We start from the raw sequence: 22,849 nt of genomic DNA on the forward strand, positions 1-22,849 counted from the left end.
TTCCGATCGGCCCATCGACATCGCCACTCACGCCGCCACTCACGCGGCCACGAGCTTCGCGGCGACGGCGGCGCCGAGGGCGCCGATCTGCCCGGCGAGGTAGAAGTGTCCGCCCGGGTAGGTGGTCAGGGTGAACCGCCCGTCGGTCTGCGCCCGCCAGGCCCGGGCCTCGTCGACCCGGACCTTGGGGTCGCGGTCCCCGACGTGCACGTGCAGCGGGATGGTCAGCGGCGGCTCACCGCCCGACCAGCGGTAGGACTCCGCGGCGCGGTAGTCGGCGCGCAGGGCCGGCAGCACCATCCGGCGGATCTCGGCGGACTCGAGCAACGCCCTGTCGGTCCCGCCCAGCTCGGCGATCTCGGCGAGGAGGGCGTCGTCCCCGCGAAGGTGCACGCGGTCGGTCCGCATGCACGACGGCGCGGTGCGGCCGCTGACGAACAGCGCGGTCGGCGTCAGCCCCTCGCGGCGCAGCCGGTGGGTGACCTCGAACGCCACCGAGGCGCCCATGCTGTGGCCGAACAGCGCGATCGGCCGGTCGGCGACCCCGAGCACGGCCTCGAGTGCGGCGTCGGCGAGGGCGTCGACGGACTCGAGGCACGGCTCGTGGCGACGGTCCTGGCGGCCGGGGTACTGCATGGCCAGCGTGTCGACCTCCGGCGCGAGGGCCCTGGCGAGTGGCAGGTACGCGGTCGCGGCGCCGCCCGCGTGCGGGAAGCACACGAGCCGGACCGGGGCCTCGATGGTCGGGCGGAAGCGCCGGAGGCTCCCGAGGGGGGCGGCGACTGCGGTCACGGTGTCCGTCCTTCACGGGTCGGTGACCGTGGGTCGGCCACACCTTGGTCCCATGGCACCCGAGGCGCTCCGGTGTGACCCCTGATGATCGGCGACCGGAATCGGCCCATTCGAGCGAGGGCGGCCGTGCTTGACCCTCCGTGATGTCGAGGTCACGGTTTCCTCGTCGCCATCAGCGCGACGAGCGGGCTCCTGGAGCCGCCGCAGCGGCGGCCTCGGGGGTCGACAGGCGCGAGGAAGAGGGACGCGGGATGACCGGAACCGGCTCGACCGACACCACAGCACGGGGCGAGCACGCGGTCGTGCTCGGGGCCGGGATCGCCGGCATGCTGACGGCCCGGGTACTGACCGAGTCGCACGGGCGGGTCACGGTCGTCGACCGGGACGACCTGGACGCGGAGGGCCAGCGCCGCGGCGCACCGCAGGGCAGGCACGTTCACGGCCTCACCGAGACCGGGCGGCTGATCATGGAGGAGCTCTTCCCGGGCGTGACCCAGGAACTCCGCGAGGCGGGGGTGCTCACGCCGGAGGTGCTGACCGACACCCGCTGGTACTTCGGCGGTCTGCGCGCCCACTCCACCTCGACCGGGCTGACCGCGGTGCTCGCGAGCCGCCCGCTGCTGGAGCGGGTTCTGCGGAGCAGGCTGGCGACCTGCCCCGAGATCGAGATCCGACCGCGCACCAGCGCCGCAGGCCTGGTCGCCGACGCCGCGGGCCGGGTCGTCGGCGTGCGTGTCGGTGGTCCGGGCGGGCACGAGGAGACGATCACCGCTGACCTCGTGGTCGACGCGACGGGCCGGGCGTCGCGGGCGCCGGACTGGCTCGCCGAACTCGGCGTGGACCGGCCGGCCGAGGAACTGGTCGAGATCGAGCTCGGCTACTCCTCGCGGATCTACCGCAGGCTCCCGGAGCACCTCGACGGCGACCGTGCCGTCAACATGGCGATCGGCCCCGGCAGGCGCGGCGCGACCATGGTGGCGATCGAGGGCGACCGCTGGCACGTGACGCTCGGCGGAACTCTGGGCGACCACCCGCCGAACGACGACGACGGCTACGTCGCCTTCGCCGCCTCGCTCCCCTCGGGCGACGTTCACCGCGTCCTGGACGCGGCCGAGCCGATCGAGGACGCGGTGCCCTACCGCTTCAAGGGCTCCCGGCGTCGGTACTTCGAGCGGCTGACCACGCCCCCCGAGGGGTTCGTCGTGATCGGCGATGCCGTGTGCTGCCTGAACCCCGTCTACGCCCAGGGCATGACGGTCGCCGCGCAGGAGGCGGTCGCGCTGCGGGACTGCCTGCGGTCCGGATCGCGTGACCTGCCGCGCCGCTTCCACCGCGCCGCCGCCCGCCGGATCGACGCCGCGTGGCAGACCTCGACCGGCAGCGACCTGGCGCACCCGGCGGTCGAGGGCCGCCGCACCCTGCGAACCCGACTGACCAATCGGTGGCTCAAGCGGATCCTGGTCGCCGCGCACCGCGATCCCGCGGTCGCCCGCACCTTCTTGCGCGTGTCGAACCTCGTCGAGCCGTCGACCGCCCTGCTCAGCCCGTCGATGGTCCGCCGGGTGCTCCGACACGGCTCGACCCGCGGGCTGGTGCCTCCGGCCCCGGCCACGCCGAGCCCCGAGCCCGAGGTCGGCACCCCCGCCTGAGCGAGTCCGCGAGCCCTTGCGGCACCCGTCCCGATCCACCGGTTCGATCCGGTGGTCGCGCAAGTCGAACTGGAGGAGACCATGACCACCGATCCCGATGTGATCGTCGTCGGCGCGAGCATCGCGGGCAACACCGCCGCGACCCTGCTCGCCCGAGGCGGGGCCCGCGTCCTGCTGCTGGAGAAGCACACCCGCGAGGACGCCTACAAGGTGTTCTGCACCCACACCCTGCAGCCCTCCGCGATGCCCGTCCTCGACCGGCTCGGCGTACGCCCGGCGATGGAGGCGGCGGGCGCGGTGCACCACAGCGCCAACTACTGGACCCGGTGGGGCTGGGTCCGACCGCGCGCCGAGGAGGGCACCGAGGCGCTCCCGCACGGGCTCAACCTGCGCCGCCAGGCACTCGACCCGATCTTCCGCCGGATGGCGGCCGAGACCCCGGGCGTCGAGCTCCGGCTCGGCCAGACCGTGAGCGACCTGGTCCGCGACGGCGACCGGGTGACCGGCGTCCGGGTCAAGACCCGGGACGGCGCGGAGGAGACGATCCACGCCCGGCTCGTGGTCGGCGCGGACGGCCGCTTCTCCAAGCTCGCCCAACTGTCCGGTGCGGACATGAAGGTCACGCCCAACAACCGGTTCGCCTACTTCGCCTACTTCCAGGACCTCCAGCCTCGCGAGGACCCGCCCACCAACATCTGGTTCCTGGACCCCGACGGTGCCTACGTGATGCCGAACGAGGACGGCGTCAGCGTCGTCATCGTGGCACCGAAGAAGACCGAAGAGCACCTGACCGCCTTCCGCGAGGACACCGAGGGCGCCTTCCACCGCTTCGTCCGCGAGCTGCCCGACGCCCCGCCCATCGACGACGCCGAGCGGGTCTCGAAGTTCAACGGGATGATGGACTTCTCGCTGCGGGAGCGGCACCCGCACGCGGCACCCGGCCTCGCCCTGGTCGGGGACGCGGCCCTGTCCACCGACCCGATGTGGGGCATCGGGTGCGCCTGGGGCATGCAGTCCGCCTCGTGGCTCGCCGACTCGGTGGCGGACACCTTCGACACCGACGACGAGGTGGACGCCGCGCTCGACACCTACGCCGGTCGCCACAAGGCCGAGGTCGGCGGTTACCAGCGGCTCTTCGAGAACTTCGCCTCGGCGCGGCCGCTGAACGCGATGGAGCGGTTGATGTACAGCGCCTCGATCCACGACCCGCAGACCGCGCGCCACCTCTACAGCTTCGGCTCCCGACTGATCAAGATCCCCGAGTTCGCGGCCTCCCCGGCGGTGGCGCGCGCCGTCCTGGCGCAGCAGGCGGTCAGCGTCGACGAGAGCCTGGCGAGCCTGCGGGAGATCCCGTTCCTGAACGTCGACGAGATCGAGGCGCTGGTCCGGGCCGAGCCCGCGCTCGCGGTGGCCGGGTCCTGATGACCACGACGGTCGAGCCGGACGGCGGTGTCGTGGAGATCCCGTCGGTGGACCGCACGTGGTGGTCCTGGAGCGGCGTGCACGGCGGTCTGGCCGCGGCGATGCTGGTCCGCCACGCCCGGCGCCACGCGGGCGACCTCGGCGTCCGCTCCGTGCACGGCTCGCTGCTCCGCCCGGTGGGCGACGGCGGGCTGCACCTGGCGACCGAGGTCATGCGCCGTTCGGCGGGCAGCGTGCTGGCCCGGTCGGTGCTGCGCGAGGGTGGCGCGGCGTCCGTCCTGGCCACGACGCTGCTGGCCGGGCGCACGGCACCCGTGCACCAACCGAGCCGCCCGCCCGCCGTCCCCCCGGTCGAGGACTGCCCGGACGCCGGGTTTGACCCGGGGCCGGTGCCGTTCATCCAGCACCTCGAGGTGCGGATGGCGGGCGACGTGCGCCCGTTCGACGGCGGCACGGACCCGGTGCTGCGCGCCTGGATCCGGTTGCGCGAGCCACAGTTCGACGCCGCGGAGACCGCCGTGGTGCTGCTCGACTCCATGCCGCCGGCCCTCTACGCCCTGACCACCGCACCCGTCCCGATCCCCACCGCCGAGTTCTCCGTCCACCTCACCGACGGCCTCGACGGGATCGGCGGCGGGGACGGGTGGTCGCTCATCGAGGTGCGGACCGAGCAGGCGAGCGCGACCTGGAGCGTGGACTCCAGCTCGCTATGGGACTCGGCCGGGACGCTGCTCGCCGTCGGCAGGCAGACCCGGCGCATCCTCGGGGCCTGACGCCCCGCCCTCCCCACCCGAACACCGTCGTTCGGTCTCCCGCAGACGACCACCACCGGACCGACCAGGGGTGTCACCGAACATGACGACCGAACCGACCGAGCCCGTCGCCGTGATCGGGCTGGCCTGCAGGCTGCCCGGCGCGCCCGATCCCGACGCCTTCTGGCGGGTCCTGGCCGACGGGGTCGACGCCGTCGGCGCCCCGCCGCCGAGCCGGACGCCCGGCACGGCGGCGACGACCGGCGAGGCGGGCCACCTCGACCACGTCGACCTGTTCGACGCGGACTTCTTCGGCATCTCGCCGCGGGAGGCCGATGGGATGGACCCGCGCCAGCGGCTGCTGCTGGAGCTGGCCTGGGAGGCCCTGGAGAACGCGCGGACGCCCCCGCTGTCGCTGCACGGCGGTCGCGCGGGGGTGTTCGTCGGCGCGGCCGGGGACGACTACGCGGCCCTCGCCGCGGCTGCGGGCGCCGTCGACCGGCACACCCTGACCGGCGTGTCGCGCGGGGCCATCGCGAACCGGGTGTCGCACGTCCTGGGGTTCGGCGGGCCGAGCGTCGTCGTGGACTCGGCCCAGTCGTCGTCGCTGGTCGCGGTGCACCTGGCCTGCGAGAGCCTGCGCCGCGGCGAGGCGGACGTGGCCCTCGCGGGCGGGATCCAGCTCAACCTCGCCCCCGCGGGGGCCCTGGCCGCGCAGCGCTTCGGCGCCCTGTCCCCGGACGCCCGGTGCTTCGTGCTCGACGCGCGCGCCAACGGCTTCGTCCGGGGCGAGGGTGCCGGGATGGTCGTGCTGAAGCCGTTGTCGGCGGCCATGGCCGACGGCGACCGGATCCACGCGGTGGTGCACGGCGCCGCGCTGTCCCACGACGGCGCCGGGCTCACCGAGCCCGGCGTCGGCGGCCTGGCGGTGCCCAACGCCCGTGCGCAGGCCGACGTCCTGCGCCGGGCGTACGCGGCTGCGGGCGCCGAGCACTCCGCCGTGCAGTACGTCGAGCTGCACGGCACGGGCACGCCCGTGGGCGACCCGATCGAGGCCGCGGCGGTCGGGGAGGCCCTGGGCTCGGCGAGGTCGAACGGGCCGCTCGCCGTCGGGTCCGTCAAGACCAACATCGGGCACCTCGAGGGCGCGGCGGGCATCGCCGGGTTCCTGAAGGTCGTGCTGGCGCTCGCCCACCGCGAGCTGCCTGCGACCCTGCACCACGCCACCCCCAACCCCGCCATCCCGCTCGACGAGCTGGGCCTGCGGGTCCAGACCGCGACCGGGCCGTGGCCGCTGCCCGACGAGCGCCTGGTCGGTGGGGTCAGTTCGTTCGGCGTGGGCGGGGCGAACTGCCACGTCGTGCTGGGCGAGGCACCGGCGACGGCCCCCGTCGAGGAGCGCGGCACGGGCACCGGCCTGCCGTGGGTCGTGTCCGCTCGCTCCGCGGCCGCGCTGCGCGCGCAGGCCGCGCGACTCGCGGAGCTGCCGGAGACCACGGCGGTCGGGCGGTCGCTCGCGGCCACCCGGTCGCCTCTCGCGCACCGCGCGGTGCTCTTCCCGGATGCGGCGGGGAGCCTTGCCACCGCGCTGGCCGCCGTCGCCGACGACCGTCGCGACGACGCCGTGGTCGAGGGCGTCGCGCACGTCGCCGCGACGCCCGTCCTGGTGTTCCCGGACACCTGGGAGGGCGCGGCGGACGAGCTGCTGGACTCCTCGGCCGTCTTCGCCGACGCGTTCGCCGCCTGCGGCGAGGCCGTGGGGGACACGTCGCTGGAGAGCGCGCTGCGCAGCGGCGTGGAGACCGAGACCGTGCGCTGGGCGACGCTGGTGGCGCTCGCCGCGCTGTGGCGGGCCGCGGGCGTGGTACCCGCCGCCGTCGTCGGGGAGGGGATCGGGGAGCTCGCCGCCGCGACGGTCGCGGGCGAGGTCACCCTGGCCGAGGCGGCGCAGCGGCTCGACACGCACCAGGCGACCGGCAGACTCGACGAGCGCATCCGGGATCTGTTCGCCCAGGGCCACAACGTGTTCCTCGTGCTCGGCCCGGGCCGCGAGCTCGCGCCGGACCTGCCCGTCGACGTCGTCGACACGCCGCTGCGGCCCGCGGGTGTGCTCCGCTCGGCGGCCGAGCTGTTCGTCCGCGGCGTGCCGGTCGACCTGGCCTCCTGGTACCCGGCCGGGCCGGTGGTGGACCTGCCGACCTACCCCTTCCAGCGGACCCGGCACTGGTTCGCCGCGCCCGAGATCGCCACCGCCGTGTCGGCGGGGCCGGAGGCGGACGAGCACGACCCGGTCGTGGTCGTCGGCATGGCCTGCCGCTACCCGGGTGGGCTGGACACCCCGGAGAAGCTCTGGCGGGCGGTGCTCGACGGCGTCGACACGGTGTCGGAGTTCCCGACCGACCGCGGCTGGGACGTCGAGGGCCTCTACGACCCCGACCCCACCGTCGCCGGCACCTGCTACACGCGGCACGGCCACTTCCTGCCCGGCGCCGGGCTGTTCGACCCGGGCTTCTTCCACATCGGACCGCGCGAGGCGGCGGCCATGGACCCGCAGCAGCGGCTGCTGCTGGAGACCACGTGGGAGGCCCTTGAGCGGGCCCGGATCGACCCGCTCGCCCTCGCGGGCCGGTCGGTCGGCGTCTACGTCGGCGCCATGGACCAGGAGTACGGCCCACGGCTCGACGAGCCCGCGGACGAGTCGATGGGCCACCTGCTCACCGGCATCCATATGAGCGTCGCGGCGGGCCGGATCTCCTACGTCTTCGGCTTCGACGGCCCGTCGCTCACGATCGACACCGCGTGCTCGGCCTCGCTGTCCGCGCTGCACCTCGCGGCGCGCGCGGTGCGCAGCGGGGAGTGCGACCTCGCCTTGGCGGGCGGCGTGACGGTCATGTCCGGCCCGGGGCTGTTCGTGCAGTTCAGCCGCCAGCGCGGGCTGGCGGCGGATGGTCGCTGCAAGCCCTTCGCGGGGGCCGCGGACGGCACCGCGTGGTCTGAGGGCGTCGGGATGGTGGCGGTGGAGCGGCTCTCGGTCGCCCGCCGCGAGGGCCACCCGGTGCTCGCCGTGCTGCGCGGCTCGGCGGTCAACCACGACGGCGCCAGCAACGGTCTCACCGCGCCCAACGGGCCCGCCCAGCAGCGGGTGATCGAGCGGGCGCTGGCCGACGCGGGCCTCGGGACGGACGCCGTCGACGTCGTCGAGGCGCACGGGACCGGCACCCCGCTGGGCGACCCGATTGAGGCGGGCGCGCTGCTCGCCACCTACGGCGCGGCCCGTCCGGCGGACCGGCCGCTGCTGCTCGGCTCGATCAAGTCCAACATCGGACACACTCAGGCCGCTGCCGGCGTCGGCGGCGTGATCAAGATGATCAAGGCGATGGAGCACGGGCAGGTCCCGGGCACGCTGCACGTCGACGAGCCGTCGCCGCAGGTCGACTGGGCCTCCGGGGCGGTGCGGCTGGTCACCGAGACCACCGCCTGGCCCGAGACGGGCCGACCCCGCCGGGCGGCCGTATCCGGCTTCGGTATCGGCGGTACCAACGCCCACGTGGTACTGGAGCAGCCGCCCGCGATCGAGGTGCCCGCCCGGGAACCGGCGTCCGGACCCCTGCCGTGGGTCCTCTCCGCCCCGACCCGCTCCGCGCTGGAGGCCCGGGCCGAGCAGCTCGCCGACCTGCTGGACGGTGCGCCGGGCCTCGCACCCGAGGACGTCGGGCTGTCCCTGGCAAGCACCCGCGCTACCTTCGACCACCGGGCCGTGGTGATCGGTCGGGACCGCGCGGAGCTGCTGCGCGGGCTGCGCGACCTCGCCGAGGGCGAGCCCACCGACGCCGTCGTGACCGGAACCGCGACCTCCCCGGGTGCCCCGGTGCTGGTCTTCCCCGGGCAGGGCTCGCAATGGCGGGGGATGGGCATCGAGCTGATGGCCGACCCGACCTTCGCGGCCACCCTCACGGCCTGCCACGAGGCGCTGGCCCCGCACACCGACTTCTCGCTGCTCGACGTCCTGCGTGGGGACGGCACCGAGCTCCAGCGGGTCGAGGTGGTCCAGCCCGCGCTGTGGGCGGTCATGGTGTCGCTGGCCCGGCAGTGGCAGGCCCACGGGGTGACACCCGCCGCGGTCGTTGGGCACTCGCAGGGGGAGATCGCCGCGGCCACCGCGATCGGTGCGCTGTCGATCGAGGAGGGCGCCCGGATCGTCGCGCTGCGCAGCAGGCTGCTGGCCTCGCTCGCCGGGTCGGGCACCATGGCGTCCATCCCGGCGCCGGTCTCCGACGTCGAGGAGGTGCTGCGGGAGACCCGCGGCTCGGCGGACGTCGCGGCGGTGAACAGCTCCCGGGTCACCGTCGTGGCCGGTGAGGTCGCCGCGGTCGACGCGGTGGTGGCGGAGTTCGTCGCCCGCGGTGTGCGCGCCAAGAGGATCCCGGTCGACTACGCGTCACACTCCGCTGCGGTCGACGCCCTGCGCGAGCCGCTGCTGGCGGAGCTCGGCGCGGTCGAGTGTCGGTCCATCGACGTCCCCTTCCACTCGACCGTGCTCGGCGAGCAGGTCGACACCGCGACGCTGGACGCCGAGTACTGGTTCCGCAACCTGCGCCGCCCGGTGCGGTTCGCCGAGGTGGTCCGGTCGCTGGTGCGGGCGGGTCACCGGCACGTCGTCGAGGTCAGCCCGCACCCGGTGCTGACCATCGCCGTCGAGGACCTCGTCGACGAGGCGGACTCCGCAGGCGCGGTCACCGGCACCCTGCGCCGCGACGACGGCGGGCAGGCTCGGATCCTCGCCGCGCTGGCCACGCTGTACGTGCACGGCGGGACCGTCGACTGGGCGGCCGCCTTCGACTCGTCCGCGCGGACCGTCGACCTGCCCACCTACCCCTTCGAGCGGCAGCGGTTCTGGCTGAACCAGGACGTGGCCGCACCGCGCGCGGTCGCCTCGGCGGCGCTGCCCGACACCGGGCACCCGCTGCTCACGGCCGCCGTGGACGTCGCCGGGCGGGACGAGACGGTGCTGACCGGCGCGCTCGCCCTGCGCAGGTTCCCGTGGATCGCCGACCACGCGGTCAGCGGCACGGTCCTGCTGCCCGGCACCGCGCTCGTCGAGCTGGCGCTGAGTGGGGCGGCTCGGGCAGGCGGCGGAGCTCGCGGAGCCGACCATCGGCACGGCGCCGCGCGCATCGACGAGCTGACCCTGCAGGCTCCGTGCCTGGTACCCGCGGACGGCGAGGTCGTCCTCCAGGTGGTGCTAGGTGTGCGGGACCTCGACGGGTCCCGGCCGGTCGAGGTCCACTCCCGACCGGTGGACGGCGAGGCCTGGACCTGCCACGCCGTCGGGCGGACCGGAGGTGTCGGGGCGGCACCCACCGCGGGCTGGGCGGCGAGCTGGCCGCCCGCGGGCGCCGAGGCCGTCGGGCTGGAGGGGGCCTACGCCACCCTCGCCGAGCGCGGGTACGACTACGGCCCCGCCTTCCAGGGCTTGCGCGCGCTCTGGCGGGACGGGACCACCCTTTATGCCGACGTCGCGCTGCCGATGGCGGCCGAGACCGGGTTCGTCCTGCACCCGGCTCTGCTCGACGCGGCGCTGCATCCGATGGTGCTGACCGGAGCGATCGGGGAGTCGGGCCAGGTCCCGCTGCCGTTCGCCTGGCGCGGGGTGTGGGCGGCGGCGGAGCCGGGGACGAGCGCCCTGCGGGTCCGGCTGGTCCCGACCGAGGAGGGTCTGCACGTGGCCGCGGCGGACGCGACCGGCGCGCCCGTCGCGGAGGTCGAGGGGCTCGCCGTGCGGCCGATCGCGCTGGCCCGGCTGCGGGCGCTCGCGGCCGCGCAGACCGACCCCCTGCTCGAGGTGGAGTGGGCGGCGCCGGACGGTGCCGTCGCGCCGGTCGGCGAGCACCAGGTTCTCGACGCCGGCGGCACGACCGAACGGGAGGCCCTGGCCACCGTCCTCGCCGCGCTGCAGGAGCGGCTGGCCGATCCGGACGCGACCGGGCCGCTGGTCGTCCGCACCCGCGGCGGGGTCGCCACCGGCCGGGACGAGTCGCTCGACCTCGCCGCGGGCGCCGTGCACGGCCTGGTGCGCAGCGCCCAGACCGAGTACCCCGGCCGGTTCGTGCTGGTCGACGGCGAGCCCGACGACGTGCCCGCCGCCCTCGCGACCGGTGAGCCGGAGGTTGCGGTCCACGGCGGGGCAGTGCTCGTCCCGCGGCTGGTGCCGAGGTTCCCGACGCGCTCGGCGGTCCCGATCGACGCCGAGGGCACGGTGCTGATCACGGGTGGGACCGGCACGCTCGGGCAGCTGTTGGCCCGGCATCTCGTCGAGCACCACGGGGTGCGGCACCTGCTGCTCACCAGCCGCAGCGGGTCCGGGGCGGACGAGCTCGTCGCCGAGCTCGCCGACGCCGCCGAGGTCACGGTCGCGGCCTGCGACGCCGCCGACCGGGACGCCCTGGCCGCGACGCTCGCCGCGATCCCCGCCGCCCACCCGCTGGTCGGGGTCGTGCACGCCGCGGGCGTGCTCGACGACGGGATCCTGGAGTCGTTGACCCCCGAGCGGCTCGACACGGTGCTGCGGCCCAAGGTCGACGCCGCGCGCCACCTCGACGAGCTCACCCGCGAGGCCGCGCCGCCGCTGTTCGTGCTGTTCTCCTCGATCGCGGCGGCCCTGGGCAACGCGGGCCAGGCCGGCTACGCCGCCGCCAACGCGGCGCTCGACACGCTGGCGCAGCGCCGCCGCGCCGACGGGCTCCCCGCGGTCTCGATCGCCTGGGGGCTCTGGGAGCCCGGCAGCGCGATGAGCTCGCAGATGGGCGAGGCGGGCAAGGCACGGCTGGGCGCCACCGGCATCCTCCCGATGCCCGCCGAGACCGGCCTGGCGCTGTTCGACGCGGCGCTCGACCTGGGCGTCCCGCAGGTCGTCGCCGCCCGGCTCGACGCGGCGAGCGCGCCGGACCGGCCGCTGCTGCGCAGGCTGACCGGGAAGGCACCGGCGCCGGTCGCCGAGCCGCAGAGCGCCACGTCGGAGGCCCCCGCGGAGAGCTCCCCGCTGCTGCGCAGGCTCGGCGATACCGAGGGGCCCGAGCGCAGGCACGTGCTCCTCGACCTGGTCCGCACCACGGTCGCCGCCGTGCTGGCCCACCCGAGCCCAGACTCGGTGGACGTCGGCAGGCCGCTGGCGGCGCTGGGCCTGGACTCCCTCGGGGCGGTGGAGCTGCGTAACCGGCTCGGCTCCGCCACCGGGCTGCGGCTGCCGGCGACGATGGTCTTCGACCATCCGTCGGCCTCCGCGATCGCCGAGCTCCTCGACGGGCGGCTCACGCCCGCGGTGCCGACCGCCCCCGTCGCGACCGCTGAGCTCGGAACCGAGCTCGGCGACGTGTCCGACGACGAGATGTTCGCGCTGATCGACAACCGGAGCGGGTCATGAGCGCCCGCCCCCTCCACCACGACCACGACCACGGCCGAGACGACGGGTGACGGCGATGGCAGACGTACAGAAGCTGCGGGACTACCTCAAGCAGGCCACGACCGAGCTGGTCGAGCTCCGCGGCAGGCTCGCCGACCGCGAGCGGGCGGCGGCCGAGCCGATCGCGATCGTCGGGATGGCGTGCCGCTTCCCCGGCGGCGTGACCAGCCCCGACGAGCTGTGGGACCTGGTCAGTGCGGGCACCGACGCAATTACCGGGTTCCCCACCGACCGCGGCTGGGACGTCGAGGGCCTCTACGATCCCGACCCCGCCCACGCCGGCACCTCCTACACCCGCCACGGCGGCTTCCTCGACCCGGTCGACCGCTTCGACGCCACGTTCTTCGGGATCAGCAACCGGGAGGCGGCCGCCATCGACCCGCAGCAGCGGATGCTGCTGGAGACCGGGTGGGAGGCCTTCGAGCACGCCGGCATGGACCCGGCGGGTCTGCGCGGCAGCAGCACCGGGGTCTTCGTCGGCGAGATGTACCACGACTACGGTCCGCGCCTGCGGACCGTCCCGTCCGCCGTCGAGGGCTACGTGGGGCTCGGCAGCGCGGGCAGCGTCGCGTGTGGACGGCTGTCCTACCAGCTGGACCTGCGCGGACCGTCGGTCACGGTGGATACGGCGTGTTCCGCCTCGCTCGTCTCGCTGCACCTGGCGGCCACCGCGCTGCGGGGCGGGGAGTGCGACCTCGCGCTGGCAGGCGGCGCGGCCGTGATGGCCACGCCGTCGTCCTTCGTCGAGTTCAGCAGGCAGCGCGCGCTGGCGCCCGACGGCCGGTGCAAGCCGTTCGCGGAGGCGGCGGACGGGGCGGCCTGGGCCGAGGGTGTGGGGCTGCTCGTGCTGGAGCGGCTGTCCGACGCCCAGGCCCGCGGCCACCGGGTACTGGCGGTGGTCCGCGGCTCGGCAGTGAACCACGACGGCGCCAGCAACGGCCTCACCGCGCCGAACGGGCCCGCCCAGCAGCGGGTGATCACCCGTGCACTCGCCGATGCCCGGCTCACCCCGGCGGACGTCGACGTCGTCGAGGCGCACGGTACCGGCACCCCGCTCGGGGACCCGATCGAGGCGGGCGCGCTCGTGGCCACCTACGGCGCCGACCGGCCCGCGGACCGCCCGCTGCTCGTCGGGTCGCTGAAGTCGAACATCGGCCACACCCAGGCCGCGGCCGGGGTGGCCGGGGTGATCAAGATGGTCAAAGCGATGGAGCACGGGGTGCTCCCAGCGACTATGCACGTGGACGTGCCCTCGTCCAAGGTGGACTGGGACGGCGTGCGGCTGCTGGCCGAGACCGTGCCGTGGCCCGAGGTGGACCGGGTCCGCCGCGCCGGAGTGTCCGGGTTCGGGATCGGGGGGACGAACGCGCACGTCCTGCTCGAGGAGGCGCCGGCCGCCGCGCCTGCCGAGGACACCGTCGACGGGGCCGTGCCGTGGTTGCTCTCCGGCCGGGACCCGCAGGCGCTGCGCGACCAGGCCACCCGCCTCGCCGCCTTCGTGCGCGCCCGCTCGCTGCGGCCGGTCGACGTGGCGTCCTCGCTCGTCGGCACCCGCACGGCGTTCGACCACCGGGCCGTCGTGGTCGGCGAGGACACCGACGCGCTGCTCGCCGGGCTCGACGCGCTCGCCGCCGGCCGCCCCGCCCGCGAAGTCCGCACCGGCACCGCGCGCGGCGCCCGGCCGGTGTTCCTGTTCAGCGGCCAGGGCAGCCAGCGGGTCGGAATGGGGCGCGACCTCGTCGACCCGACGTTCACGGCCGCGCTCGACGAGGTGTGCGCGGCGCTCGACCCGCACCTGGACGTGCCGCTGCGGCAGGTGATGTGGGCCGAGCCGGGTACGCCCGAGGCCGCCCTGCTCGACCAGACCTCCTTCACCCAGCCCGCCCTGTTCGCACTCCAGGTCGCTCTGTACCGGCTGCTCGCGTCCCGCGGCGTGGAGCCGACCGCGCTCGCCGGACACTCGATCGGTGAGATCGCCGCCGCGCACGTCGCGGGCGTGTTCTCGCTCGTGGACGCTGCGCGGCTGGTCACCGCCCGCGGCCGGCTGATGCAGGCGCTTCCCGCGGGTGGGGTGATGGTCGCGGTCCAGGCGAGCGAGGACGAGCTGCTGCCGCTGCTCGACGGCGTGGCGCAGGCGGGCCTCGCCGCCGTGAACGGACCCGAGGCCGCGGTGTTGTCCGGCGCGGAGGGCCCCGTCACCGCGCTCGCCGCCGAGGTAGAGGGCTGGGGCCGCAAGGTTCGGAAGCTGACCGTCTCGCACGCCTTCCACTCCCCACTGATGGAGCCGATGCTCGCCGAGTTCCGCGCGGTCGCGCAGAGCGTGGCGTACACGGCACCGACGATCCCGATCGTCTCCGCGCTGACGGGTGGGCCCGCGGGCGACGAGCCCGCGACGGCCGAGTACTGGGTCGAGCACGTCCGGCGGCCGGTCCGGTTCGCCGACGCGGTTCGCGCCACCGGCGGGGACACCTTCGTCGAGCTGGGGCCGGACGGCGTCCTCACCGCCATGGTGCGCAACGTCCTCGGTGATCCCACCGCCGTGTCGACTCTGCGCAAGGACCGCTCCGGGCCCGCCGCGCTCGCGCTGGCGCTCGGCGAGCTGCACACCCACGGTGTGCCGGTGACCTGGGACTTCGGGGCCGGTGCCCGGGCCGTCGAGCTGCCCACCTACGCGTTCCAGCGGGACCGTCACTGGCTCGCCCCCACCGACCCGCCCCGGGCCACGGGCTCCGGGCTGGCCGCCGCGGACCACCCGTTCCTCGACACAGTCGTCGAGCTGGCCGAGCCGGGCCGTGCCGTGCACCTCGGCGCGGTGTCCGCCGCGACCCACCCGTGGCTGACCGACCACGCCGTCGGCGGGACCGTGCTGGTCCCGGGCGCGGCGCTGGTCGAGCTGGCCCACCGGGTGGGTGCACGGGCCGGGTACCCGGTCGTCGAGGAGCTTGTGCTGCGGGCGCCGCTCGTGGTGCCGCCGACCGGACGGGTGGAGCTGCAGCTGGTCACCGAACCCGCCACAGACGGCATCGCGGTCACCTTGCACGCCCGGCAGGCAGACGAGCCGTGGGCCGTGGTCGCTAGCGGGTTGCTCGGCGACTCCGCAACGGAGCCCTCGGAGATGACCTGGCCTCCCGGGGGCGAGTCCGAGCCCGCCGAGCGGATCTACACGCTGCTGGGGGACCTCGGCCTGGACTACGGGCCCGTCTTCCGGGGCGTGCACGCCGCGTGGCGCTCCGAGGGCGAGGTCGGCACCGAGGTCACCCTGCCGAGCGACGTCGGCACGGAGGGGTTCGCCCTGCACCCCGCCCTGCTCGATGCGGCCCTGCACGGCGCCGCCCTCGTGATCCCAACCGGCGACGAGCCGAGGTTGCCCTTCGCCTTCCGCGGCGTCCGGTTCACCGGCGCGCCCGGCACACGGGAGCTGCGGGTGCGGGCGCGGGTCGCCGACGACGACACCGTCCGGCTGGACCTCGCGGACGGGACCGGGCGGCCGGTCGCCACGATCGAGGCGCTGGTCACCCGCGAGATGCGGCTCGACGCGCTGCCGGGTGCGGTGGCCACCGGGGCCCGGCACGAGCTGGTCTGGCAGCAGGTCCCCGACCGGGACACTCGTGCCGAGGGCGGGCACCTCCTGGTCGAGGTCGGCCGGGACACCACGGCGGCGGGCACCCACCGCGAGACGCTGCGGGCTCTCGAGCTGGTGCAGGGATTCCTCGCCGCGGAGCACCCCGATCCGACGACGCTGGTGGTGGTCACCTACGGGGCCGTCCGCGCCGCGGCCTCCGACCCGGCGCCAGACCCGGCCGGGGCCGCGGTGCGCGGTCTGGTCCGTGGCGTCCAGGCCGAGCACCCCGGGCGGATCGTGCTGGTCGACGTGCCCGCCGAGGGCACCGGGCTCGATCCGGTCGACGTCGGCGCGCTGCTCGGGGCGGGTGCGCCGGAGCTCGCCGTCCGGGACGGGGCACCGCTGGTCCCGGCACTCACCGCGGCACCGGCGGGCGAACCCGCCGCCTGGGACCCCGAGCAGGTGGTGCTCGTCACCGGCGGCACCGGAGGCCTCGGTGCCGTCGTCGCCCGCCACCTCGTCGACAGGGGGGTGCGCAGGCTCGTGCTCGCCGGCAGGCGGGGCGCCGCGGCGCCCGGGGCCGAGGGGCTGCGTGCCGAGCTGGTGGCGGCGGGCGCGGAGGTCACGCTCGCGGCCTGCGACGTCGCCGATCGCACCGCCGTGGCCGGGCTGCTGAAGTCCGTCCCCGCGCTCGGCACCGTGGTGCACGCCGCGGGAGTGCTCGACGACGGCCTCGTCGCCTCGCTGACCCCGGCACGGGTCGAGGCCGTCCTGCGGGCGAAGGTGGACGGCGCCACCCACCTGCACGAGCTGACCCTGGGCGACCGCGCCCCGCACCTGGTCTTGTTCTCCTCACTCGCCGGCACCGTCGGCAACACGGGCCAGGCCGCCTACGGCGCGGCCAACGCCTACCTCGACGCCCTCGCCGAGCGCCGGGTGGCGGCGGGCGCCCCGGCGACGTCGATTGCCTGGGGTCTGTGGGCGGACGAGAGCGGCGGCATGGGGGACACCCTCTCCGCCGCCGACCGCGCCCGCATGGCCCGCTCCGGCATCCTCCCGATGCCGGGGTCTGCGGCGCTCGCCCTGCTCGACGAGGCGGTCGCCGCCGCGGACCCGGACCCGGTCGTCGCCGCCTTCGACCACGCGGCGCTGCGGCGCCGGGTCGACACCCCGGCGGTGCTGCGCGCGCTCGTGGGGGCGGCGGCTCCCGCGCCACGGGCCGCGGCGACCCCCTTGGGCAGGCGGGAGGAGCTCGTCGGGCTCGACGCCGCAGGCCGCCGAGCCGCCGTGCTGACCCTGATCCGGGACGCCGCGGCGGAGATCCTGGCCCACCCGGACGCCGCCGCGATCGATCCCGGCGCCCGGTTCGTGGACCTGGGGCTCGACTCGCTCACCGCCGTCGAGCTGCGCAACGTCCTGTTCGCCGCGACGGAGCTGGACCTGCCGACCACCGTCGCGTTCGACCGCCCGACGGTCGGCGAGCTGGCCGACCACGTCAGCGCCCTGCTCGCCGAGCGCGTCGACACCGGATCGGAGACCGAGCAGGCACCGGAGCCCAAGGCCCGGCCCGAGCCGACCGCCACCGCGGCCGCGCGGCTGTTCGACCTGATCGACGCCGCCCCACTGACCCCCGCCCGATGAGCAGGCCCGTGCCGAGAGAGGCTCCCGTGACCATCACCCCCGAACGCGGCTGGCTGCAGTGCCCCGGCTGCCAGGCGCTGCTCTACCGCAGGCGGTACGACCGCACCGACCGCGTCTGCCCGGAGTGCGGCGCGCACGGCGCGCTCACCGCCCCCGAGCGGCTCGCGAACCTGCTCGACGAGGGCAGCGTCACGCCGTTCACCACCATCCACTCCGATGTCGACCCCCTGGGGTTCGTCGACGCGAAGCCCTACCCGCAGCGGGTCGCCGAGGCACGCCGCAGGACCGGGCTCGACGAGGCCGTCCTGTGCGCCCGCGGCGAGCTCGGCGGCCACCGGGTCGTCGTCGCGGCGATGGACTTCCGGTTCCTCGGCGGCAGCCTCGGCTGCGCGGTCGGCGAGGCGATCACCGCGGCTGGCGAGGTCGCGCTGGCCGAGCGGACCCCACTGGTGATCGTCTGCGCGTCCGGCGGGGCTCGGATGCAGGAGGGGGTCCTCGCCCTCATGCAGATGGCCAAGACCGCGCAGATGCTCTCCACACTGCGCGAGGCGGGCCTGCTCACCGTCTCGCTGGTCACCGACCCGACCTACGGCGGCGTCGCCGCGTCCTTCGCCACCCTGTGCGACGTGATCGTCGCCGAGCCGGGCGCGCGAATGGGGTTCGCCGGGCGCCGGGTCATCGAGCAGACGATCCGCGAGCGACTGCCAGCGGGGTTCCAGACCGCCGAGCACCTCCTCGCGCACGGCATGATCGACCGGGTGGTGCCGCGGGCGGAGCTGAGGGAGATCCTCGGCAGGCTGCTCGGGTTCGCCTGCGCCCCGGTCGCCGACGGGGACCGGACAGGACCGACGACGCTCGTTCGCGAGCTGTCGCGGCGCGAGCCGTGGGAGGCGGTGCGGCACGCCCGGGACATCGGACGCCCCACCACGGTGGACTACATCGCGCACGTCGTCGAGGACTTTGTGGAGCTGCACGGCGACCGGCGCGGCACGGACGACCCGGCGGTCGTCGCGGGGCTCGGGCGGCTGCACGGCCGAGCGGTCGCCGTGGTCGGCACTCAGAAGGGCCACGACGCCGCGGAGCTGAGCGCGCGCCGCTTCGGGATGCCCGAGCCCGCGGGCTACCGCAAGGCCGCCCGCGTGATGCGCCTCGCCGAGACCCTGTCGCTGCCCGTGGTCACGCTCGTGGACACCGCGGGCGCGCACCCGGGCGTGGAGGCCGAGCTGCACGGCCAGTCCGTGGCCGTCGCCGAGAACATCGCGACGATGGCGGGGCTCACGGTCCCGATCGTCGCTGTGGTGACGGGCGAGGGCGGAAGTGGGGGTGCACTCGCGCTGGCCGTCGCCGACCAGGTGCTGGCCTGCTCCGACGCCGTCTACTCGGTGATCAGCCCGGAGGGCTGCGCCTCGATCCTCTGGCAGGACGCCGCGCAGGCGCCGCGGGCCGCCGCCGCGCTGCAGGTCGACGCCGCGTCGCTGCTGCGGCTCGGGGTGATCGACGGTGTGGTGCCCGAACCGCCCGGTGGTGCGCACACCGACCCGGCGGCGACGGCGCACGCCCTCGCGGACGCCGTCTCGGTCTGCCTGCGCAGGCTGGACGGAGTCCCCGCGGCGGAGCTGGTGCACCGGCGGCGGGCGCGGTTCCGGGCGTTCGGCGCGGAGACGGGCCGCCTGCCCGCGGTCGAGCGGGAGACGGCATGAGCGAGCGGATCACGGCCGCCGAGGCGGACCGGGTGCTGGAGGTACTCACCCGACACGCCCGCGAGCTGGTCGGGCTCGGGCCGGTCCGCTTGGAGGCGGGCGGGGTCAGCCTGGACCTGTCCGGCGCAGCCGCGCCGATCCCCGTCGCTGCGCAGCCCCCCGCCGACGCACCCCCGACGTCATCCGCGCGCACCGTGACCTCGGAGGCGGTGGGCGTGTTCTACCGTGCCTCCGGTCCCGACGCCCCGCCGTTCGTGGCCGAGGGCGACGTGATCGAGCCCGGCCGCCAGATCGGCATCGTCGAGGTGATGAAGCTGATGATCCCCGTCGAGGCGACACTGGGGGGCCGGGTCGAGGAGTTCCTGGTGGCCGACGGCGAGGCCGTCGAGCACGGGCAGCCCCTCCTGCGGCTGGGTGAGCCGTGATCCGCAAGGTCCTGGTCGCCAACCGCGGCGAGATCGCCGTGCGGATCGTTCGCGCCTGTCGTGAGCTGGGCCTGGCCTCCGTCGCGGCGCACTCGGCCGCGGACCGCGACTCCCTCGCCGTCCGGCTGGCGGACGAGGCGGTGCAGATCGGACCCGGCCCCGCCGCGGCCAGCTACCTCAACATCGCGGCGGTCGTGGAGGCGGCCAAGCTGCGTGGAGCGGACGCCGTGCACCCCGGCTATGGCTTCCTGTCCGAGAACGCGGACTTCGCCGAGGTCTGCGCCGACCACGGCCTGACGTTCGTGGGGCCGCCCGCGGAGGTGATTGAGGCCCTGGGCGACAAGGCCCGGGCTCGGGCCGCCGCCACAGCGGCCGGGCTCCCGCTGCTGCCGGGGAGCCGCGAGGAGCTCGGGAGCGAGCCAGAGGCACGGGCCGTCGCCGACGCGGTCGGCTACCCGGTGATCATCAAAGCTGTCGCGGGCGGCGGCGGGCGTGGCATGCACGTCGTCCGCGAGCCCGACGGGTTCGCTGCGGCGTGGGCCCGCGCCCGCGCGACCGCGGCGGCAACCTTCCGCGACCCGCGGCTGTTCGTGGAGCGCTACCTCGACTCTGCCCGGCACGTCGAGGTGCAGGTGCTCGCCGATGCCCACGGGGCCGTCGTCCACCTCGGCACCCGGGACTGCAGCCTGCAGCGCCGCCACCAGAAGCTCGTCGAGGAGTCCCCGGCCCCGGCGTTGTCCGAGGACCTCCTGCGCCGGCTGGGCGAGGCGGCGACGGCGCTGGCCCGGCATGCGGGCTACGTCGGCGCGGGCACCGTCGAGTTCCTGCTCGAGCCTGGCGGGGACTTCCATTTCATGGAGGTCAACTGCCGGCTGCAGGTGGAGCACCCGGTCACCGAGATGGTCACCGGCATCGACCTCGTCGCGGCCCAGCTGCGGATTGCGGGCGGCGCGCCGCTCGGCTTCACCCAGGCCGACGTCCGACTCGCCGGCACCGCGATCGAATGCCGGATCAACGCCGAGGACCCCGCTCGGGACTTCGTTCCCACCCCGGGCCTGATCGAGGAGTGTGTGCTGCCGGGCGGCCCGTTCGTGCGCGTCGACACCCACGTCCACCCGGGCCACCGGATCCCCGGCTTCTACGACCCGCTGCTGGCCAAGGTGGTCGTGTGGGCGCCCGACCGGCCAGGGGCCATCGCCCGGATGCGCGCGGCGTTGGGTGAGGTCCGTGTCCGCGGCCGCGGGATAGCCACGACCGCCCCGCTGCTCGCCGACCTGCTCGACGACGAACGCTTCCGCACCGTCTCCCACGACACCCGACTCGTCGAGACGATCACCGCCGACCGGAACGAGGTTCCCGCGTGACCACCAGTACCGCTTTTCGTCAGGACATCGCCGACGCGGTCTTCTCCCTGCCCGTCGCCACCGCCCTCGCCTTCACCTTCACCGAAATCGGCGACGGCCGCGCCGAGGGCCGGTTGCCCTGGCGGGAGGACCACTCCCACGCGCCCGGCGCCTTCCAGGCCGGGCCGATCACGAGCCTGGCGGACTTCGTCGGCGCCGCCGCCGCCGCCACCCACCTGCCCGTCGGTACCCACGTGATCACCACCGACCTCGCCGTCAAGTTCCTCACCGAGGCACGCGGGGCGGTCCTCGTGGCCCGCGCCCGCATCCTGCGGCCGGGCAGGCGCACCTCCGTCGCCGCCGTCGACCTGACCGTCGACGACGGCACCGAGCTGTGCGCCACCGCGCTGCTCACCGTGACCAACCACAGTCCCGCCTGAACGACTCCGCGCCTGAACGACCCGAGAGGCACCGCCTTGTACGGCCAGATGCAGGACCGCCCGCTCGCCCTGCCCCACGTCTTCCACCGCGCCGAACAGCTCTTCGGGGCCAAGACCATCGTCGCCCGCGCCGCCGACAGCACCCTCACCACCCGGACCTACCGGGAGTGGGCCCAGCGGGTCCGCAGGCTCGCCGCCGCCCTCGACGCGCTGGGCGTGTCGCCGGACGCCCGGGTCGGCACCTATTGCTGGAACTCCCCGGCGCATCTGGAGCTGTACTTCGCCGTGCCGTGCAGCGGCCGTGTCCTGCACACCCTGAACATCCGCCTGCCGGTCGACCAGCTGGTCGGGGTGGTCGAGCACGGCGGGGACGAGGTCGTCGTCGTCGAGCGGGGGCTGTTCGCGCAGTTCTGGGCCGTCGTGGACCGGCTTCCCGCGGTGCGTCGCGTGGTCGTCGTGGACGACGGCTCGCCCGCGTCCCTCCCGGTGGACGACCGGATCGTCGACTACGACACCCTGCTCGCCTCCGTCGAGCCGGTGAGCGGTCGCTTCGTCGTCGAGGACGAGAATCGCGCCGCCGCGATGTGCCACACCTCCGGCACCACCGGCAAGCCCAAGGGCGTGCTCTACTCGCACCGCTCCACGGTGCTGCACTCCCTCGGGCTGATGGTGGCCGACGCGGCGGGAGTGGGGGAGCGAGACGTGCTCCTCCCGGTCGTCCCGATGTTCCACGCCAACGCGTGGGGCTACCCGTTCGCGGCGGTGTTCGCCGGATCGACGCTGGTGCTGACCGGCCCGAGCCCGAGCCCGCGCGACGTGGCCGACCTGATGCGGGAGCAGCGGGTCACCATCGCCGCGGCGGTCCCGACGATCTGGACCGGGGTGCTCCCCGAGCTGGCCGCCGGGGACGTCCCGGACCTGCGGCTGGTCTTCTCCGGCGGCTCCGCGGTGCCGATCTCCTTGTCCGAGGCCTGGCGCACCACGCTCGGCGTGCCGCTCACCCAGGGTTGGGGGATGACCGAGTGCAGCCCCATGGTCACCAGTGGGCGGCTGCGCACCGTGCACGACGGCGCCACCGAGGAGGAGCAGGCGCTCGTCCGGTCCCGCGCGGGTTCGCCCGCATCGCTCATCGAGCTACGGCTCGTCGACCCGGACACCGGGGCGGAGCTGCCATGGGACGGCGTCGCGCGCGGTGAGCTGCAGGTCGCCGGGCCGTGGGTGGCCGCCTCCTACTACGGCGACGGCGACCCGAGCCGCTTCACGGCGGACGGCTGGCTGTGTACCGGGGACGTCGCGGTGATCGACGACCACGGCTTTGTGACGCTGGTCGACCGGACAAAGGACCTGGTCAAGTCCGGGGGCGAGTGGATCTCCTCGGTGGAGCTGGAGAACCTCGTCATGGGCATTGCGGGGGTGGCCGAGGCGGCGGTGATCGCGGTCCCGCACCCGAAGTGGTCCGAGCGACCGCTCGCGTGCGTCGTACGCAGGCCCGGCGCCGACGTCAGCCGGGACGACGTACTGGCCCATCTCGCCGAGCGCCTGCCTCGTTGGCAAGTGCCCGACGACGTCGTCTTCCTCGACGAGGTGCCCAAGACCTCGACCGGGAAGTTCGACAAGAACGACCTGCGCCGGCGGTACGCGGGCCACGTGATGGCCCCGTGATC

10 protein-coding genes and 2 pseudogenes are annotated in these 22,849 nt (G+C 75.3%); 11 read left to right on the forward strand and 1 reads right to left on the reverse strand.

Annotated elements, in window-relative coordinates; translation table 11 throughout:
- Positions 1–39: 39 nt before the first annotated feature.
- Positions 40–792: a thioesterase II family protein gene (locus WHI96_RS23975; RefSeq protein WP_345640562.1), complete on the reverse strand. Its 753-nt coding sequence runs from the start codon at positions 790–792 to the stop codon at positions 40–42.
- Positions 793–1,043: 251 nt separating this feature from the next.
- Here WHI96_RS23975 and WHI96_RS23980 point away from each other — a divergent pair, with 251 nt between their 5' ends.
- From WHI96_RS23980 to WHI96_RS24025, 11 genes and pseudogenes are all read left to right on the forward strand, one after another.
- The gene (locus tag WHI96_RS23980; RefSeq protein WP_345640564.1) at positions 1,044–2,441 is read left to right on the forward strand and encodes an FAD-dependent oxidoreductase; all 1,398 of its coding nucleotides are present in this window, start codon (positions 1,044–1,046) and stop codon (positions 2,439–2,441) included.
- An 81-nt stretch (positions 2,442–2,522) separates the two neighbouring features.
- A complete protein-coding gene (locus WHI96_RS23985) occupies positions 2,523–3,863 on the forward strand; it encodes an FAD-dependent oxidoreductase (protein ID WP_345640567.1) in 1,341 nt (446 codons plus the stop codon).
- Entirely contained in the window at positions 3,863–4,636 is a 774-nt protein-coding gene (locus WHI96_RS23990) for a thioesterase family protein (protein ID WP_345640570.1), read from the forward strand. The genes WHI96_RS23985 and WHI96_RS23990 overlap by 1 nt, the downstream gene beginning before the upstream one ends.
- A gap of 82 nt (positions 4,637–4,718) precedes the next feature.
- Entirely contained in the window at positions 4,719–12,035 is a 7,317-nt protein-coding gene (locus WHI96_RS23995) for an SDR family NAD(P)-dependent oxidoreductase (RefSeq protein ID WP_345640573.1), read from the forward strand.
- Between the two features lie 46 nt (positions 12,036–12,081).
- Positions 12,082–14,679 (forward strand): annotated as a pseudogene (locus WHI96_RS27930) (type I polyketide synthase); the annotation flags it as partial.
- Between the two features lie 156 nt (positions 14,680–14,835).
- Positions 14,836–17,277 (forward strand): annotated as a pseudogene (locus WHI96_RS27935) (type I polyketide synthase); the annotation flags it as partial.
- 26 nt (positions 17,278–17,303) lie between these two features.
- Positions 17,304–18,977, forward strand: coding sequence for an acetyl-CoA carboxylase, carboxyltransferase subunit beta (gene accD, locus WHI96_RS24005; RefSeq protein WP_345640580.1), 1,674 nt, complete (start codon positions 17,304–17,306; stop codon positions 18,975–18,977).
- Entirely contained in the window at positions 18,974–19,402 is a 429-nt protein-coding gene (locus WHI96_RS24010; RefSeq protein WP_345640583.1) for an acetyl-CoA carboxylase biotin carboxyl carrier protein, read from the forward strand. Before accD ends, WHI96_RS24010 begins: the two co-directional genes overlap by 4 nt.
- Entirely contained in the window at positions 19,399–20,766 is a 1,368-nt protein-coding gene (locus WHI96_RS24015; RefSeq protein ID WP_345640586.1) for an acetyl-CoA carboxylase biotin carboxylase subunit, read from the forward strand. The genes WHI96_RS24010 and WHI96_RS24015 overlap by 4 nt, the downstream gene beginning before the upstream one ends.
- Complete coding sequence (locus WHI96_RS24020; RefSeq protein WP_345640589.1) at positions 20,763–21,185, forward strand: PaaI family thioesterase; 423 nt, start codon at positions 20,763–20,765, stop codon at positions 21,183–21,185. Before WHI96_RS24015 ends, WHI96_RS24020 begins: the two co-directional genes overlap by 4 nt.
- Before the next feature lie 48 nt (positions 21,186–21,233).
- Positions 21,234–22,847: a long-chain fatty acid--CoA ligase gene (locus WHI96_RS24025; protein ID WP_345640592.1), complete on the forward strand. Its 1,614-nt coding sequence runs from the start codon at positions 21,234–21,236 to the stop codon at positions 22,845–22,847.
- The last annotated feature ends 2 nt before the right edge of the window (positions 22,848–22,849 follow it).

Origin of the sequence: Pseudonocardia tropica, assembly GCF_040105315.1 — a bacterium.
Taxonomy (GTDB): domain Bacteria; phylum Actinomycetota; class Actinomycetes; order Mycobacteriales; family Pseudonocardiaceae; genus Pseudonocardia; species Pseudonocardia alni.

What these genes read in the sequence shown, in the direction of transcription:
- WHI96_RS23995 (WP_345640573.1), top strand. Translation starts at nt 4,719, where the DNA reads ATGACGACCGAACCGACCGAGCCCGTCGCCGTGATCGGGCTGGCCTGC.
- WHI96_RS24025 (WP_345640592.1), top strand. Translation starts at nt 21,234, where the DNA reads ATGCAGGACCGCCCGCTCGCCCTGCCCCACGTCTTCCACCGCGCCGAA.
- WHI96_RS23980 (WP_345640564.1), top strand. Translation starts at nt 1,044, where the DNA reads ATGACCGGAACCGGCTCGACCGACACCACAGCACGGGGCGAGCACGCG.
- WHI96_RS23985 (WP_345640567.1), top strand. Translation starts at nt 2,523, where the DNA reads ATGACCACCGATCCCGATGTGATCGTCGTCGGCGCGAGCATCGCGGGC.
- WHI96_RS23990 (WP_345640570.1), top strand. Translation starts at nt 3,863, where the DNA reads ATGACCACGACGGTCGAGCCGGACGGCGGTGTCGTGGAGATCCCGTCG.
- WHI96_RS24010 (WP_345640583.1), top strand. Translation starts at nt 18,974, where the DNA reads ATGAGCGAGCGGATCACGGCCGCCGAGGCGGACCGGGTGCTGGAGGTA.